The 16,352-nt window shown below is 45.9% G+C and carries 14 protein-coding genes; 5 read left to right on the top strand and 9 right to left on the bottom strand.

What is annotated here, in order from left to right; genetic code table 11:
• Positions 1 to 57 precede the first annotated feature (57 nt).
• Positions 58 to 1,107, top strand: a complete 1,050-nt coding sequence (locus AC5ZC7_RS23460; RefSeq protein WP_496158602.1) for a zinc-binding dehydrogenase — start codon at positions 58 to 60, stop codon at positions 1,105 to 1,107.
• 176 nt (positions 1,108 to 1,283) lie between these two features.
• Here the strand turns inward: AC5ZC7_RS23460 and ilvA are convergent, their stop codons facing one another.
• The 6 genes from ilvA to AC5ZC7_RS23490 form a co-directional block, all read right to left on the bottom strand.
• Complete coding sequence (gene ilvA / locus AC5ZC7_RS23465; protein WP_496158601.1) at positions 1,284 to 2,540, bottom strand: threonine ammonia-lyase IlvA; 1,257 nt, start codon at positions 2,538 to 2,540, stop codon at positions 1,284 to 1,286.
• 162 nt (positions 2,541 to 2,702) lie between these two features.
• Positions 2,703 to 3,749, bottom strand: coding sequence for a ketol-acid reductoisomerase (gene ilvC / locus AC5ZC7_RS23470; protein ID WP_496158600.1), 1,047 nt, complete (start codon positions 3,747 to 3,749; stop codon positions 2,703 to 2,705).
• Positions 3,750 to 3,857: 108 nt separating this feature from the next.
• Positions 3,858 to 4,412 (bottom strand): acetolactate synthase small subunit, encoded by a 555-nt coding sequence (gene ilvN / locus AC5ZC7_RS23475; RefSeq protein WP_496158599.1) that lies wholly within the window; start codon positions 4,410 to 4,412, stop codon positions 3,858 to 3,860.
• A 50-nt stretch (positions 4,413 to 4,462) separates the two neighbouring features.
• Positions 4,463 to 6,211: a biosynthetic-type acetolactate synthase large subunit gene (gene ilvB / locus AC5ZC7_RS23480; RefSeq protein ID WP_496158598.1), complete on the bottom strand. Its 1,749-nt coding sequence runs from the start codon at positions 6,209 to 6,211 to the stop codon at positions 4,463 to 4,465.
• Positions 6,177 to 7,856 carry a dihydroxy-acid dehydratase gene (gene ilvD, locus AC5ZC7_RS23485; RefSeq protein ID WP_496158597.1) on the bottom strand — a complete coding sequence of 560 codons (1,680 nt, stop codon included), beginning with the start codon at positions 7,854 to 7,856 and terminating at the stop codon, positions 6,177 to 6,179. The genes ilvB and ilvD overlap by 35 nt, the downstream gene beginning before the upstream one ends.
• A 367-nt stretch (positions 7,857 to 8,223) precedes the next feature.
• On the bottom strand, positions 8,224 to 9,126 hold the full coding sequence (locus tag AC5ZC7_RS23490; RefSeq protein ID WP_496158596.1) for a branched-chain amino acid transaminase: 903 nt from the start codon (positions 9,124 to 9,126) through the stop codon (positions 8,224 to 8,226).
• Positions 9,127 to 9,641: 515 nt separating this feature from the next.
• Between AC5ZC7_RS23490 and AC5ZC7_RS23495 the strand changes: the two genes are divergently transcribed.
• Positions 9,642 to 10,145 (top strand): hypothetical protein, encoded by a 504-nt coding sequence (locus AC5ZC7_RS23495; protein ID WP_496158595.1) that lies wholly within the window; start codon positions 9,642 to 9,644, stop codon positions 10,143 to 10,145.
• Between the two features lie 91 nt (positions 10,146 to 10,236).
• Here the strand turns inward: AC5ZC7_RS23495 and AC5ZC7_RS23500 are convergent, their stop codons facing one another.
• On the bottom strand, positions 10,237 to 11,334 hold the full coding sequence (locus tag AC5ZC7_RS23500; RefSeq protein WP_496158594.1) for a phosphotransferase: 1,098 nt from the start codon (positions 11,332 to 11,334) through the stop codon (positions 10,237 to 10,239).
• Positions 11,325 to 12,227 carry a sugar phosphate nucleotidyltransferase gene (locus AC5ZC7_RS23505; protein ID WP_496158593.1) on the bottom strand — a complete coding sequence of 301 codons (903 nt, stop codon included), beginning with the start codon at positions 12,225 to 12,227 and terminating at the stop codon, positions 11,325 to 11,327. Before AC5ZC7_RS23505 ends, AC5ZC7_RS23500 begins: the two co-directional genes overlap by 10 nt.
• Before the next feature lie 129 nt (positions 12,228 to 12,356).
• On the opposite strand from AC5ZC7_RS23505, the gene AC5ZC7_RS23510 reads away from it, so the two are divergent.
• From AC5ZC7_RS23510 to AC5ZC7_RS23520, 3 genes are all read left to right on the top strand, one after another.
• Positions 12,357 to 13,697 carry an alpha-L-fucosidase gene (locus AC5ZC7_RS23510; RefSeq protein ID WP_496158592.1) on the top strand — a complete coding sequence of 447 codons (1,341 nt, stop codon included), beginning with the start codon at positions 12,357 to 12,359 and terminating at the stop codon, positions 13,695 to 13,697.
• Complete coding sequence (locus AC5ZC7_RS23515) at positions 13,697 to 14,590, top strand: pyridoxal-phosphate dependent enzyme (RefSeq protein ID WP_496158591.1); 894 nt, start codon at positions 13,697 to 13,699, stop codon at positions 14,588 to 14,590. Before AC5ZC7_RS23510 ends, AC5ZC7_RS23515 begins: the two co-directional genes overlap by 1 nt.
• A 103-nt stretch (positions 14,591 to 14,693) precedes the next feature.
• A complete protein-coding gene (locus tag AC5ZC7_RS23520) occupies positions 14,694 to 15,383 on the top strand; it encodes a hypothetical protein (protein ID WP_496158590.1) in 690 nt (229 codons plus the stop codon).
• A 181-nt stretch (positions 15,384 to 15,564) separates the two neighbouring features.
• Here AC5ZC7_RS23520 and lipB read toward each other — a convergent pair whose 3' ends face one another.
• Positions 15,565 to 16,269 carry a lipoyl(octanoyl) transferase LipB gene (lipB, locus tag AC5ZC7_RS23525; protein WP_511911273.1) on the bottom strand — a complete coding sequence of 235 codons (705 nt, stop codon included), beginning with the start codon at positions 16,267 to 16,269 and terminating at the stop codon, positions 15,565 to 15,567.
• Positions 16,270 to 16,352: the final 83 nt, after the last annotated feature.

Below are 16,352 nucleotides of genomic sequence, written 5' to 3' on the forward strand. Positions count from 1 at the left end.
CATGAACTTATCGTCAATTGCACAAATTACGTAGCTTCGGGTCCTAAATTTTACACCATGATTGCAACAAAAGCTTATGCTGTGCAGGATGCTGCTTCACCGCTGGGTCCATGGAACTTTGAGCGCAGGGAACCAGGTCCGCACGATGTACAGATTGAAATTTTATATTGCGGTGTATGCCATTCCGATATACACCAGGTGCGGAATGAATGGGGAGGTTCCATTTACCCAATGGTACCTGGCCATGAAATAGTAGGACGCATTACGAAAGTAGGCGATCATGTAACCCGTTTTAAAGTAGGCGATCTCGCAGGCATTGGTTGTTTTGTAGATTCCTGCCGGATATGTGATCCCTGCAAAGCCGGCGAAGAACAATACTGTGTAACCGGCGGCGCCAGTACCTACAATGGGTATGAAATGGATCGTAAAACGCCCACCTATGGTGGCTACTCCACACACATTGTAACAGATGAAAAATACACGCTGAAAGTTTCTGATAAATTACCGTTAGAAGGTGTTGCGCCGTTATTATGTGCGGGCATTACCACTTACTCTCCCCTGCGCCATTGGAAAGTAGGAAAAGGACATAAAGTGGGCGTAGTAGGATTAGGCGGATTGGGGCATATGGCGGTGAAGCTGGCGGCTTCCATGGGTGCGGAAGTGACGATGCTGAGTACCTCTCCTTCCAAAGAAGCAGATGCGAAAAGACTGGGTGCACATCATTTTGCATTGATGACAGATAAAGAGCAGGTAAAAAAACTGCGGAATAAGTTTGACTTTATTATCAACACCATCTCCGCACCACATGACTATACTACTTATCTGAATTTATTGAATTTGGATGGCGTGATGATTTGCCTTGGTGTTCCTCCGGAACCTTCTCCCGTTCCTGCTTTCAACCTGATTATGGGCCGCAGAAGTATTGCAGGTTCATTGATTGGTGGCATCCGCGAAACACAGGAAATGCTGGACTATTGTGCCGCACATAATATTACCAGTGACGTGGAAGTGATTGATATAAAAGATATCAACACGGCCTATGAAAGAATGCTGAAAGGTGATGTGAAATACCGGTTTGTGATTGATATCGCGAGTTTGAAGAAATAGCGATTTTTTGTCTTTGTACAGGATTAGACTGATTATACTGATTTTTATTTTTTGATTTTAAAAGAAGAAGGGAGATATAAGCAAATGCCTATATCTCCCTTTTTTTTATCTTCCACAATCATAAAAAATAAAAATCAATATAATCAGTCTAATCCTGTACAAAGACAAACTCCGCTTTACACCAGGTATCCGAAGAGGCTATCATTTTTATTCAGCTCTGTTACCTGGAAGTTATACTTTTTGAAATTAGCCATTAGTGTATCATAATCTTCACGGTACTTCAGTTCTATTCCTACCAGTGCAGGCCCAATTTCTTTATTATGCTTTTGTATGTATTCAAAGCGGGTGATATCGTCGTTGGGGCCGAGGATATGATTCAGGAATTCTTTCAGGGCACCCGGGCGTTGGGCAAAGCGTACAATAAAGTAGTGCTTTAGTCCTTCGTAGAGCAGGGAGCGTTCTTTTATTTCCTGCATGCGGTCAATATCATTATTGCTACCGCTGATTACGCACACTACTTTCTTTCCTTTTATTTCTGCTGCGAAATCGTCCAGTGCTGCGATAGACAGGGCGCCGGCGGGTTCTACCACGATGGCGTCTTCGTTGTATAAGCGCAGGATGGTAGAGCATACTTTTCCTTCCGGCACGAGGTGCATTTTTTCCAGTACATCTTTACAGATATCGTAGTTGAGTGTACCTACTCTTTTCACGGCGGCACCATCTACAAAGCGTTCAATTTCGTCGAGGGTAACGGGGCCGCCGTTTTCCAGGGCGCGGAGCATAGAGGGAGCGCCTTCCGGTTCAACGCCAATGATGCGGGTTTTAGGGCTATAGGTTTTAAAGTAAGTGCCTAAGCCGGCTGCCAGTCCGCCGCCGCCAACGGGCACAAAGAGGTAGTCGATACCAGTTTGGTCTTCCAGTATTTCCACGGCTACGGTGCCTTGTCCTTCTATAATTTTGGGATTATCGAAAGGAGGAATGAAGGTCATGCCATTGGCTTTGGTAAAAGCCTGTGCTTCGGCGGAGCAGTCGTCGAAAGTATCCCCTACGAGGCAGATTTCGATATTATCGCCGCCGAACATATTTACCTGGTTAACTTTTTGTTTCGGTGTAATAACGGGCATAAATACCACGCCTTTAATGTTCATGGCTTTACAGGCGTAGGCGAAGCCCTGGGCATGGTTACCAGCGCTGGCGCAGGTAACTCCTTTAGCGAGGATATCGGCGGGGAGGCTGCTGATCAGGTTGTAGGCGCCTCTTAATTTATAAGAGCGTACAATCTGCATGTCCTCTCTTTTCAGATATACATCACAGTTATAACGCCGGGAGAGATTGGCGCTATACATGAGCGGGGTACGCGTGACCACCGACTTCAGCTTCACCGCGGCGTCGAGGATATTCAGAGAATTGACACTACTCATTACTTCAGACATAAAATGTAATTAATACAAACGGCAAAGCATCTTCGGTATTATCGAAATCATGGAACCTGTACTCAGTATCAGAAAGAAATGTAATCTTCTGTACTAAATACCAGCACCAATAATTTCAATAATTCGAAAATGCTTTGCCATTGTAATTTATAATATTAGCTATTACGCGTTGTTAGGACGCAGCTTACGTACAGCCGCACCAGCCTGCCACATTTCGCTTTCGCGCAGTTCTCTCAGTTCTTCGTTCAGTTTTTCACGATAGTCAGGAGTGCTGTTGGAAGCGATAGAACGGGCTGCTTCTTTACCTGCAGCAACGCTGGCGTACAGTTCATCGAATACTGGCTGGGTAGCTGTTTTGAATTTCTTCCACCAGTCGAGCGCACCGCGCTGAGCAGTAGTAGAGCAGTTAGCATACATCCAGTCCATACCGTTTTCTGCTACCAGTGGCATGAGGGATTGTGTCAGTTCTTCTACTGTTTCGTTGAATGCTTCAGAAGGAGAGTGACCATTTTTGCGCAGTGTTTCGTACTGAGCAGCGAAGATACCCTGGATACAACCCATCAGTGAACCACGTTCGCCGGTGAGGTCGGAGAATACTTCTTTTTTGAAATCTGTTTCAAACAGGTAACCGGAACCAACGCCGATACCCAGTGCTACTACGCGTTCTTTAGCGCGGCCAGTAGCATCCTGGAAGATAGCGAAGCTGGAGTTCAGACCCTGACCAGCCAGGAACAGGCGACGGAGAGAAGTACCGGAACCTTTTGGTGCTACCAGGATTACATCTACGTCAGCCGGAGGAATAATACCAGTTTGTTCTTTATAGGTAATACCGAAACCATGGGAGAAGTATAATGCTTTACCAGGAGTCAGGTGTTGCTTTAAGGTAGGCCACAGGGTGATTTGACCGGCATCAGATAACAGGAACTGGATGATAGTACCTTTCTGAGCGGCTTCTTCGATATCGAATAAAGTTTCACCAGGAACCCAGCCATCAGCTACTGCTTTATCCCAGGTTGCAGAGTTTTTGCGTTGACCTACGATAACGTTAAAGCCATTGTCTTTCAGGTTCAGTGCCTGACCAGGACCTTGAACGCCGTAGCCAATTACTGCAATCACTTCGTTCTTCAGCACTTCCCTTGCTTTTTCCATAGGGAATTCTTCTCTGGTTACTACTTGTTCGAGTACCCCTCCAAAATTGATGGTTGCCATGTGTAGTTTTTTTTAGCTGTTAGCTATTAGCGGTTAGCTATTAGCTGAGGATTGATTGAATGAATAATGATTTATAATTTATGCTGTTTGCATCTCGCGTGCTACCTGTTAGTGAATGCTTTCTGCCTTTTGTTTGATACTTTCGGATTGCTGCAGTTCTTTCAGGTGTTCGTGGAAACGACGGCTCCATTTTACAATGGCTACCCGTCCACTTTTTGAATACTCGATCAAGCCATATGGTTCCAGTTTCTTGATGAAATCTGTTAACTCTTCCTGGTGACCTGTTTTTTCAATAACAAAATAATCGGCGGTGATAGTCAGGATACGCGCGTTATTTTCGCGGATCAGTTTTTCTATATCGCCGGTATGTAAAGATTTGGTAGAGATCTTGTACAATGCCAGTTCCTGGTACACCACTTCATCTTCCTCGTGAACGAAGGCGCGGTGTATTTCGATGAGTCTTTCTATCTGGCCTACTACTTTATCCAGCTTCTCACGTGTAGACATCACCGTTATGATGAATTTATATACGCCGGGAATTTCTGTTTCAGCAGTGGTTAAGCTGGTGATATTGATGCCCCGTCGGGTAAATATAATGGTGATACGGTTGGTTATACCTATACGATCTTCCGTATATACCGTTACTGTATATTCTTTTTGCATATACCTGTTGTGAATTACAAATGATCAATATGAATCCTTCCTCCGGGGAACTACTCTAACCGGATGCTGCTAACAGGAGCGCCGGCAGGCACCATAGGGAATACGTTATCTTCTTTTTCCACTACTACTTCGAGCAGATAAGCACCTTTGTGTGCCAGCATTTCGTCGATAGCGGCAGATATATTTTCCCTCGTAGTTACTTTTTGACCAGGGATATAAAATCCTTTGGCAATCTGTACAAAGTCGGGATTGACCATTTCAGTAGAGGAATAGCGTTTGTCGAAAAACAGCTGCTGCCATTGCCTTACCATTCCCAGGAAGTTGTTGTTCAGGATCACTATTTTCACGCCGATCTGTGATTGGTGGATAGTGCCCAGTTCCTGTAAGGTCATCTGGAAGCAACCGTCGCCGATGATGGCTACGACTTCTTTCTCAGGCGTACCTGTTTTGGCGCCCATTGCCGCTGGCAGGGAGAAGCCCATGGTACCCATACCACCGGAGGTGATGTTGGTATTAGGGTTCTTGAAGCGATAGTAGCGGGAAGCTACCATCTGGTGCTGGCCTACGTCGGTTACCAATACTGCTTCGCGGTTGGTTTTTTCTGAGATGAGGCGAATTACTTCTGCCATTTTCAGTTCACCTTCCGTTGGGTACAGTTCAGCGTGTTGAACTTTATCGTATTCTTTTTTATCGGCATCGCGGAATTCCTGCAGCCATGTACCGTGATCCGCAGGGTTTACCTGCGGCAGCAATGCTTCCAGTGCTTCTTTGGCATCTGCGTGCACAGGTACATCCGCTTTGATGATTTTATGAATTTCGGCCGCATCGATTTCGATGTGGATTACTTTGGCGTTAGGCACATAGCTTCCTACATCACCGGTTACGCGGTCGTCGAAGCGCATCCCTACGGCAATCACAACATCGGCTTCACCGGTGAGCATGTTAGGACCGTAGTTGCCGTGCATACCCAGCAAACCTACATACAGCGGGTGATCTACCGGTACAGCGGAAAGGCCCAGCAGGGTGGATCCCACGGGGATCTGTGCTTTTTCTGCCAGTGCAATCAATTCTTTTTCTGCGCCGGATAATAATACCCCGTGACCACAGAGAATGAATGGTTTCTTTGCGCTGTTGATCAGTGCTGCTGCTGCGGTGACAGCGTCCTGGTTTAATTCAGGAACGGGGCGGTAGCTACGGATATATTCGCATTTTTTATAGGCATATTCAAACTCGCCGAATTGTGCATTTTTGGTAATATCCACCAGTACCGGGCCTGGGCGGCCGCTACGGGCGATATAAAATGCTTTTGCCATGGCGGCAGGAATATCTTCCGGACGGGTTACCTGTATGTTCCATTTAGTGATAGGCATGGTGATACCAATCACGTCGGTTTCCTGGAAAGCGTCTGTACCCAGTAAGGAAGCGGCCACCTGGCCGGTTACGCATACCATTGGGGTACTATCCATATATGCATCTGCCAAACCTGTTACCAGGTTGGTAGCGCCGGGACCAGAAGTAGCGAAAGCCACTCCTACTTTGCCAGAACTGCGCGCATATCCCTGAGCAGCGTGTGTAGCACCCTGCTCATGGCGGACGAGTATATGACGAACCTGATCCTGAAAATCGTAGAGGGCATCATAAATAGGCATGATCGCCCCGCCGGGATAGCCGAAGATGGTGTCTACTCCTTCTTCTATAAGGGAGCGGATCACGGCTTCAGACCCTGTAATCACAGGTTTTGCAGTTAACTGCTCATCTGCTATCTCAGGCTTCATCTGTAACACATCCTTCTGCTGCATTTTTTACAAGTTTTGCGTACTTAAATAAGATTCCATTGGATGCTTTCAATGCAGGCTGTATCCACTGTGCCCTGCGGGCTGCCAGCTCTTCATCACTGATCTCTACATTGATATAATTCTTCGTTGCATCTATTTCGATGATATCGTCGTCTTTTACCAGGGCGATGTTACCACCTTCAAAAGCTTCGGGGGTAATATGACCTACTACAAATCCGTGGGTACCACCAGAGAAGCGGCCATCGGTGATCAGTGCCACGCTTTTGCCCAATCCTACGCCCATGATGGCGCTGGTGGGTTTCAGCATTTCAGGCATACCGGGTGCACCTTTAGGACCAACCTGGCGAATTACTACCACATCACCGGATTTCACTTTACCGGAAGTAATGCCGGCAATCAGTTCAAATTCGCCGTCAAATACGCGGGCCGGGCCTCTGAAGCGTTCGCCTTCTTTACCGGTGATTTTAGCTACGGAACCTTCAGTAGCGAGGTTACCGTAGAGGATTTGTATGTGCGCAGTTTGTTTCAGTGGATTTTCGAGCGGAACAATGATGTCTTGTGTGTCGAAATCTATGTCTGCTACGTCTTCCAGGTTCTCTGCAATTGTTTTACCGGTAACTGTCATACAGTGACCGTGTATATAACCTTTCTTCAGGAGGTATTTCATCACCAAAGGAACGCCGCCGATGTTGTGCAGGTCTTCCATCAGGTATTTACCACTTGGTTTGAGGTCGGCGATCAGCGGTGTTTTGTCGCTGATACGTTGGAAATCTTCCAGTCTGATAGGAACGCCAACTGATTTTGCAATGGCGATGAAATGCAGTACAGCATTGGTACTGCCACCTAAAGCCATGATGATGGTGAGTGCATTTTCGAATGCCTCTTTCGTCATGATGTCTCTTGGTTTAATATCTTTTTCGAGGAGCAGGCGGATGTATTTACCTGCAGCGAGGCATTCTTCCTTTTTCTCCTTGCTCAACGCGGGGTTAGAGGAACTGTAGGGCAGGCTCATACCGAGTGCTTCGATAGCGGAAGACATGGTATTAGCGGTATACATACCACCACAGGCACCTGCACCGGGGCAGGAATTTTGAACGATGCCTTTGAAATCGCCTTCATCCAGTTTGCCGGCCATTTTCTGACCTAATGCTTCAAACGCGGAGATGATGTTGAGATCCTGGCCTTTGTATTTTCCGGGTGCGATTGTTCCGCCGTATACCATGATAGATGGGCGATTGAGGCGACCCATGGCCATCAGGGAACCAGGCATATTTTTATCGCAGCCAGGTACGGTAATGAGCGCATCGTAATATTGAGCGCCGGCTACTGTTTCAATGGAATCAGCAATCAGATCACGGCTAACGAGCGAATAACGCATACCTGGGGTACCGTTGCTCATACCATCACTGACCCCAATGGTATGGAAAATAAGTCCGACCAGATCAGTTGCCCAGACGCCTTTTTTCACGTCCTGTGCCAGATCATTCAGGTGCATATTGCAGGTGTTACCATCGTAGCCCATGCTGACGATGCCTACCTGTGCTTTTTTCAGGTCTTCCTCTGTCAATCCAATTCCATACAACTGCGCTTGTGCGGCAGGTTGTGTAGGATCTTGTGTGATCGTTTTGCTATACTTATTTAATTCCATTGCTTGTAGTTATTACCTGAGTTTACCATTTGTTTATAGTAACCCTATTTTAAAACTTCTCCACTAAATTACCGGGTCGTGTCTTCAAATTCAAACCAACAATTTCCAATTTACCGGTCTTCAAATCTGCGTTTTCAGCGCTCAAACCCTTTATGGGAAAGGATTGTAAGTTTTTCGATTTACAGTCTTCAAAGGGCTGAAAGCAGAAAGCCGGGGGCAAAAAGCGTTTGGTTGATGCGGAAGACTGTTTGTTTTAAAGCGGAAAGCTGAAGGCAGAAAGCAAAAAGCTATTGTGTAATATGCAGCCTCTTAAGACTTTATGCTAAGAGCACTCGCTTCAATAGCTTTTTGCTTTGCGCTTTATGCTTTACGCTAGCTGGGCTTCGCGTTGAAATTCTTTTTCCAATACCCTGGCTTTGTATGCTTGTTGCAGCAGTTTGCCGAGAGATTGTGCCCATGGTTTACCGAAAGACTGACCATCGAGGGAATCGAGACCGATCACTTCTGCAGCGGTACCGCAGAAGAAGGCAGCTTCCGCTTCTTTCAGTTCTGCAATGGTGAATAATTTTTCTTCCAGTGGGATATTCAGTTCGTGGCAAAGCTCGATAACAGTGGCGCGGGTGATGCCTGGGAGGATGTTACCGGCAGGAGGAGTGTAGATTTTGCCGTCTTTTTCAAAGAAGATGTTAGCACCGGGGCCTTCTGCAACGTATCCATTCATATCCAGCAACAGTGCTTCATCGTATCCTTTTTCTTTTGCTTCCTGCGAGGCCAGTATGGAGTTTACATAAAGACCAGCTGATTTTGATTCTATCTTGAACGCTTTGGGATTAGGTCGTTCGTAAGAGGAAGTCATTACGCGTAACAGCTTTTCTCCCAGGTAAGCTCCCCATTCCCATGCGCAGATCAGGATTTGAGATTCCGATGCGGCTTTCAGTGTCATGTTAGGCGGACAGAAAACGAGGGGTCTGATGTAGGCTTCTTCCATGTTGTTCATCTCCAGCACTTTGTAACAGGCGGCGATCAGCGCTTCGTTATCAAATTTGTACGGGATGTGGATCAGTTCACAAGAGCGCTTCAGGCGATCAAAGTGTTCTTTTGCTTTGAAGATTTTTACTTCACCACTGGCTGTTTTGTAGGCGCGGATGCCTTCAAATACTGCATAACCGTAGTGGAGCGATTGGCCATACAGGTCAGTCGTTGCTGCGTTTGCTTTGGTGTACTCACCGTTGATGTAAAGAAAGGTGTTGTCGTTGTAATAGCTATACATAAAATTGAAATTATACAAGGAATATACAGTCCAAAAAAAAGCCTTCCTCTTTGCGGAGGAAGGCGTTATATTTTGTGATTATATGCACGTTTACCTATCCTCCATACTGGTGGCTAATAATGACAACGACGATAATCACGACCTTCGTGATAGCCCAGTTGAGCTGAGGTACGATGTGATTAAGTTTTATGTTGTCTTTATTTACCCACATGGGAGGACTTATTTTCTTTAGTGTTTCTACAAAAGTATTCGTGAAAAAAATAAAAAACAATATCCTCCCCAATATTTCGTAAAAAATTAATCACATTAAGTGTTTTTGAAAATATTTAAAAAAAGAGATCAATAGTTGCGGTATTTCTAAACAATTCAACAGATCATTATAAATTAATCTACTGATTTTGTGTACAAAAGACGCGGATCAGCCAATTTCTGAGGGAAATGCGATGGGTTTGCAGGAACCACGGGAGGGAAAAAATAGCTTACATTGACATATCATTGTTATTAAACACATCATTATGAAACCTATCCTTGTGTTACTGGGCCTGGGACTATCTCTCCACAGTGCGGCCCAGCAAGCTCCACCCAGGCTGCCATCCCATCTTTTACAGTTTTTTGCCGGCCAGTGGAAGGGAGCAGGCACCTTCGCAAATGGTAAACCCATCGCAGCGACAGCTACTTTTACCTTATCGCTGGATAGTAGCTGGTTGCAATATGATCATGTGGATGTAGCTCCCAACGTATATAAGGCACATGCCTTATGGGGTGTGGGAAACGACAGTACCTTGCTTGCTTATATCTTCGATAACTTTGGCGGGCACCGGCAATTCACCGGGCACTATACCTCCAACGATGCCCTGGTATTGGTGAGCACACAAGTGTACCCGGACCATAAAAAAGTTTATCAGCAATTTATTTACCGGAAGTTGTCGCCTGCCACTTTTAAAATGTCCTATGAGGTTAGTATGGACAGTGTGCAGTGGCGTATGGGTGATACATTGATATTTCACCGGGCAGGTTAGGGAACAGGCAAAAAAAATCCCGGTGCAGGGAAGCACCGGGATCAAATGATTTCATTTCATTTACTGTTCACGTTCTAAAAAATGATTTCATTTACTGTTCACTTGGTACGCTGATGAGCAGGCATTTGTCGATAATTTCCTGCAGCACCGTTTCTTTTTCCATTAGCCGTTGCAAAAGTACCAATTGGTTTTTAGCACGGTTGTAGTTGTGAGTTGGGTACTTGATGGGATAGTATACGTCACCGTTAAGGTAGTCGGTGAGGAACCTGATTCCCTGCATGTAGATCATGAACTTCCCGGCAAAGAACAGTTGTTCTTTTTCTACTTTGGTTAAAGTACCGCCAATCTCTGCGAGATACCCCTGCATGAGGGCTTCGTAGTATTCATCGCGGATAACGATCTGGCTGAAATCTTTTTCTTCTTCAGAAACGGGGCAAACATAGGTGCGTACCATGTCGCCGAGATCTGAGATGATTTTTCCGGGCATCAGGGTATCCAGGTCGCAAACACATATACCTTCATAAGTATCCTTGTTCAGCAATACGTTATTGATTTTGGTATCGTGGTGCATCAGATGGTCCCTGAATTCGGGATTTGTTTTCAGTTGTTCATACGTTACAGCGATGTCTGAATAGCGGAGGAATTCTTCAATCATCTCTTCTGCTGCAGCTTTCCTGTCTTCCTTTGCTGTACGGATAGCATCCTGGAAGGCGCTGTACCGTAAGGTCAGGTTGTGAAAGTTTGGAATAGAAGCTTTAAACGGCTTCAGGTCAATTCCCGAAAGGTAACTGGCGAGGCGGCCAAACTGTCTGGCTGCTTCATACGCCTGCTTTGGGTTGTCGGCCTGATCTACCGTTACGGAATCCGCAATAAAAGGGATCATTCTCCAGTATTCATTGTCAATTACAAAGAGCTCTTCCCCGTTAACCGTGGGGATCGGCGTAATAAACAGATAGCCGGGATGATGTGCTGCCAGATAATCTGCTGCCATTCTTTGGTTGGCGGCGATTACTCCTGGTTCCTTAAATACGTTTACATTGATTTTTTGTAAAACGTATCTACTGCCGTCCTGCTTTTTTTCCAGCAAAAAAGTGTTGTTGATGTGTCCTGATCCAAATTTTCGGACATTTAATCCTTCAGGCTCAAGTCCGAAAGCCTGAAGGATCTTCGTGTTTGGCTTTATTTCCATAAATTGTCTGGATATTCTCCATTGGCAACCAGCGCTGACAGGCTGGCCTGCACGCCAGGTGCATCTTCTTTGTAAGTAACGCCAAACCATTTAGCGCTGGTAGGCAGTACTTTTACTTCCCCTTTACCACGGCGGATAAATTCATCAGCTACAATCGGAATAAAGAATTCAGATTTAGGGTTGCTGAGGTTTTTATCCAGGAACTCGTTGAAAAGGGTTTGACTCAGGTCAAATACACTCGGATGGAATCCCCAGAAGTTCATAGATACCGGTGTGTTAGCAGGCAATGGGTGCTTGCTGCCATCGGCTTCTTCGTAAACGATCTGGCCATTTTCCGGGTATATTTTTGTTCTTTCATTAATGGCCGCCAGATTACCCGCCGTATTCACTTCGCATACACCACGGGATACAGAACCATGTTCACTCACCGTTTTGCCCAGCTCATAGCCTACTACGCTGTAAACATCTGGTTTGCAGTCATTATTCAGGAATGCTGCCATTTTCACGAAAGAATCGGTACCATAGAAGTCATCCGCGTTAATTACCGCAAAGGGCTCATTGATAGCGCTTTTAGCGCAAAGGATCGCATGGGCGGTGCCCCAGGGCTTGGTCCTGTCGGCAGGAACCGCATGGTCCCCTACAAATGCATTCATTTCCTGGTATACATAATCAACAGCCACGCGGCCTTTGAGCTTAGGTTCAAAGATTTCTTTGAACTCCGCTGCAAAATTCTCGCGGATGATGAACACTATTTTTCCAAAACCGGCGCTGATAGCGTCGTAAATAGAGTAATCAATGATAGTTTCACCGCTGGGGCCAAATTCCTGGATTTGCTTTAAACTGCCATAACGACTGGCCATCCCGGCCGCCAAAATCAATAAAGTCGGTTGCATTTTGTTGATATTAGTTTTATAATTACAATTATCTACTAAAAATATCGGCGTTAAATTTAATCATTAAAACTATTTTCACACTTTCTTTTTGTGGAGAACACCTTTTTTAAAGATTAATTAAACGGAACAATGAAGAGATTTTTAGTGCTGGGAGCCTTTGCGACGTTGTTTTTTACTAACACACGTGCGCAACAGAAAACGAATCCAGAAGAAATTAGCAAAAAAATGCAGTGGTTTGCCGATGCGAAATTGGGCATATTCATCCACTGGGGCATTTATTCTGTCAACGGGATCGATGAATCCTGGTCATTCCACAACAAAAAAATCTCCTATCCTGATTACATGCAGCAGCTGAAAGGCTTTACTGCAAGTAATTATGATCCACAAGCATGGGCCGACCTGATTAAGGAATCCGGCGCCCGCTATGCGGTAATGACCACCAAACACCACGACGGTGTGGCTTTATGGGACAGCAAATTCAGTAAACTGGATGTTGCTAACAGTACACCCGCCAAAAGAGACGTGCTAACGCCCTTCTATGCGGCTTTGCGGCGCGATAGCATCAAATGTGGTGCCTATTTTTCTTTGATTGACTGGAGTCATAAAGATTATCCGCAGTTTTTGAAAGACAGCAACCGCTATGAGCTCAAAGCACAACCGGAAAGATGGCAGCGCTTTCTGAAATATTATGAAGGGCAGATGGCAGAAGTCATGAACCAATTCAACCCCGATCTGTGGTGGTTTGACGGCGATTGGGAACATTCTGCCGATGAATGGGAAGCACAAAAAATGCGTACCATGCTGACAACCCATAACCCCAACACCATTATCAACGGACGTTTGCAGGGATATGGCGATTATGAAACCCCTGAGCAAAACTTCCCGGTATCCCGTCCGAAGTTCCACTGGTGGGAGCTTTGCATGACGATCAACAACAACTGGGGATGGCAGCCACAGGACAAAAACTGGAAAACACCGTTCGAGATCATTACCATCTTCGTAGATGCTGTCAGCAACGGCGGTAATCTCCTGCTAGACATCGGTCCCAAGGCTGACGGTACCATCCCGGAAGAGGAAGTAACCATGCTGAAAGAACTGGGTGCCTGGAACCAACGCAATGGCGAAGCCATCTTCAATACCATTGCGGGCATTCCACAGGGACACTTCTATGGCCCTACTACCCTTTCCAAAGATTCTACCACCCTCTACCTGTTCCTCCCTGCTAAAACCAGCGGCCAGGTAATGGTAAAAGGGCTGTCCAATAAAATTGAAAGCATTACCATGTTGGGCAGCGGACAACCACTGCAACACAAGGTAGTGGGTAAAATCTCCTGGAGTGCGGTACCCGGACTGGTATTCATTGATGTACCCGCCACCGGACAAGATAAATACATCACCGTCCTGAAAGTGAAGCTGGATAAGCCAGTGAAGCTGTACAGAGGCCAGGGTGGCTTTTTAACGAATGAATAATGCTCCGTTACCATTCCATTACACTTGATTCCTTTCATACCGCATGGCTGCCTGCTTCTATTCAGGCAGCCATGCTGCGTTTGGACAAGATTCATCCGGAGATATCCGGTAACAAATGGTTTAAGCTAAAGGAGAATATAAGGGAAGCCATGGCACAAGGCCATCCCGGCCTGCTTACTTATGGGGGTGCCTACTCCAATCACATTGCCGCCACTGCTATGGCCTGTAAAGAAGCAGGGCTGGCTTGTACCGGGATTATCCGGGGAGAAGAAAATGCAGCACGGTTGAATCATACGCTCCAAACAGCTGCCAACCTGGGCATGGAACTGTTATTCGTTACCCGCGAAGCCTATCGCAACTCCGCCATAAAGGCACAATGGGCCGCCCGGTATCCGCAATACCTCGTAGTACCGGAAGGCGGACACAATGCCCTGGGCGCCAAAGGCTGCGAAGAAATATTGTCTGTCTTCCCTACTACTCATTTTACACATATCCTCTGTGCGGTAGGTACCGGCACTACACTGGCTGGCCTTATCAACAGCGCATCACCACATCAGCAGGTAATTGGCATCCCCGTTTTAAAAGGGGCACATTACCTGGAACAGGAAGTCCGCGACCTGCTACACCCCGGTATTACTACCCACTGGGAATTACTACATGATCATCACGGAGGTGGCTACGCAAAGCAAACGCCTGCACTTATAGATTTTATCAATACCTTTTATGCGGCCACGGGCATTCCCACGGATATTATTTATACTGGTAAACTGGGGATGGCTTTCCGTGATTTAGTGCAGCAGGGCTATTTTCCGGAGAACAGCCGTGTATTACTGGTACATACGGGTGGCTTACAGGGCAATCTTTCACTGGCACCCGGCGTTCTATCCTTTTAAAAACTGTTCATTATATTTGAACGGTAGTGTATTTTTGCCAACTTAAAGAGCTCAGGGAATAATCAGTATGAAGCAAATTGTGCGTATAACTTTTGTTATTGGAATGTTTTTATTGACCGCATATACAGGCCGGGCCCAGGAATATACTCCACCGGTACTGCCTAATTTCGCGGCCTCCATTAAAACCGGCAAAATACAGCTGGACTGGATCTCCGGCTTTACACAGGTAAAGGAAATTGGTATACAGCGGTCGCTCGACAGTGTACTGAACTTTAATACCATTGGCTACGCCAGCTATCCTACCCAAACAAGAAATGCTTACCTGGACAATAAACCATTACCTGGCAGCAACTATTACCGCTTGTTCATTCTATTCACCAATGGCAGATATATGTACAGTAAAACGGTATTAGCCCTGTCTGACAGTTCTATCCGCGCTGACCAGAAGCTGCAATATGCCGACATTAAAGATGCCGCCAAAGGTCTCAGAGGCAAAGAGCAGGAAAACAAAGAACCAGAAAGAGTGGTGTGGCATCCGTCTAACTATATTTATACCACAGCTGATGGTAATGTGAATATCAAATTGCCGGAAGCACCGCAGAAAAAATACGCCGTTAAATTCTTTGAGTCTAATGGTACTTTCCTCTTCGATATTGAACAAGTAAAGGCGCCCTTCCTGATTTTGGAGAAAGCAATTTTCCTCCATGCGGGCTGGTTTAACTTTGAAATATTTGAGGACGGTAAGTTGAAAGAGAAATGGAATTTGTTTATTCCATTAAATTATAAAATGTAATGCCGCGAATTTTGTCTTTGTACAGGATTAGGCTGATTATACTGATTTTGTTTTTTTGATTTCAGAAAGATGAAGGGGAGATCTAAGCGAATATACTCGCTAAGATCTCCCCTTCATCTTTTAAGTCTTATATAGAAAATCAGTATAATCAGCCTAATCCTGTACAAAGACAAAATTCGCGCTACATCATTTCTGCTTCAAACACTTCGCCGAAGTGCTTGCTCAGCCGGACTTTCACTTCTTCCATACTCACTTCACGCCCCAGTTCCCTGTTGAGGGAGGCTACTTGTTTATCTGCAATCCCGCAGGCAATAATATTATTGAAATAGTCCATGAGGGTGTTTACGTTCAATGCAAAGCCATGCATGGTCACCCAACGGCTGCAACGTACGCCCATGGCGCATATCTTACGTGCTTTACCCGGTTGATCCGGATCCAGCCACACACCGGTTTCTCCTTTGGAGCGGTCGCCGGTTACGCCATAATCTGCCAGGGTACGGATAATCACTTCTTCCAGGCAGCGCAGGTATTTCCCGATATCTGTAAAAAAATTCTCCAGGTCTATAATCGGGTAACCCACTACCTGGCCCGGACCGTGGAAGGTAATATCTCCACCGCGATTGGTAGGCACAAAGCCAATACCCTGCTCTTTCAGCTGTTGCTCAGAAATCAGCAGGTTTTCCATATGCCCGCTTTTACCCAGGGTATACACGGGGGGATGTTCGCAAAACAACAGGTAGTTAGTGGTGGGCTTAGGCGCTTGGTCACCTGCGCGGGACTTCAACTGCACATTTTCCTTCAACAACTGCTCCTGGTAGTCCCAGGCAGCCTGGTATTCAATTACGCCGAGGTCTTTTACTACAATCTGTTGCTTTACTTTTTCCATGGTCATTATTGGTCTTTTCAGCTGCGCAAAGGTACGCCAATTCGCCGTGATACAGAACATTTGCGCAGATGGCTGCTAAACTG

The sequence above is a fragment of the Chitinophaga sp. 9-1-y genome (genome assembly GCF_059511905.2).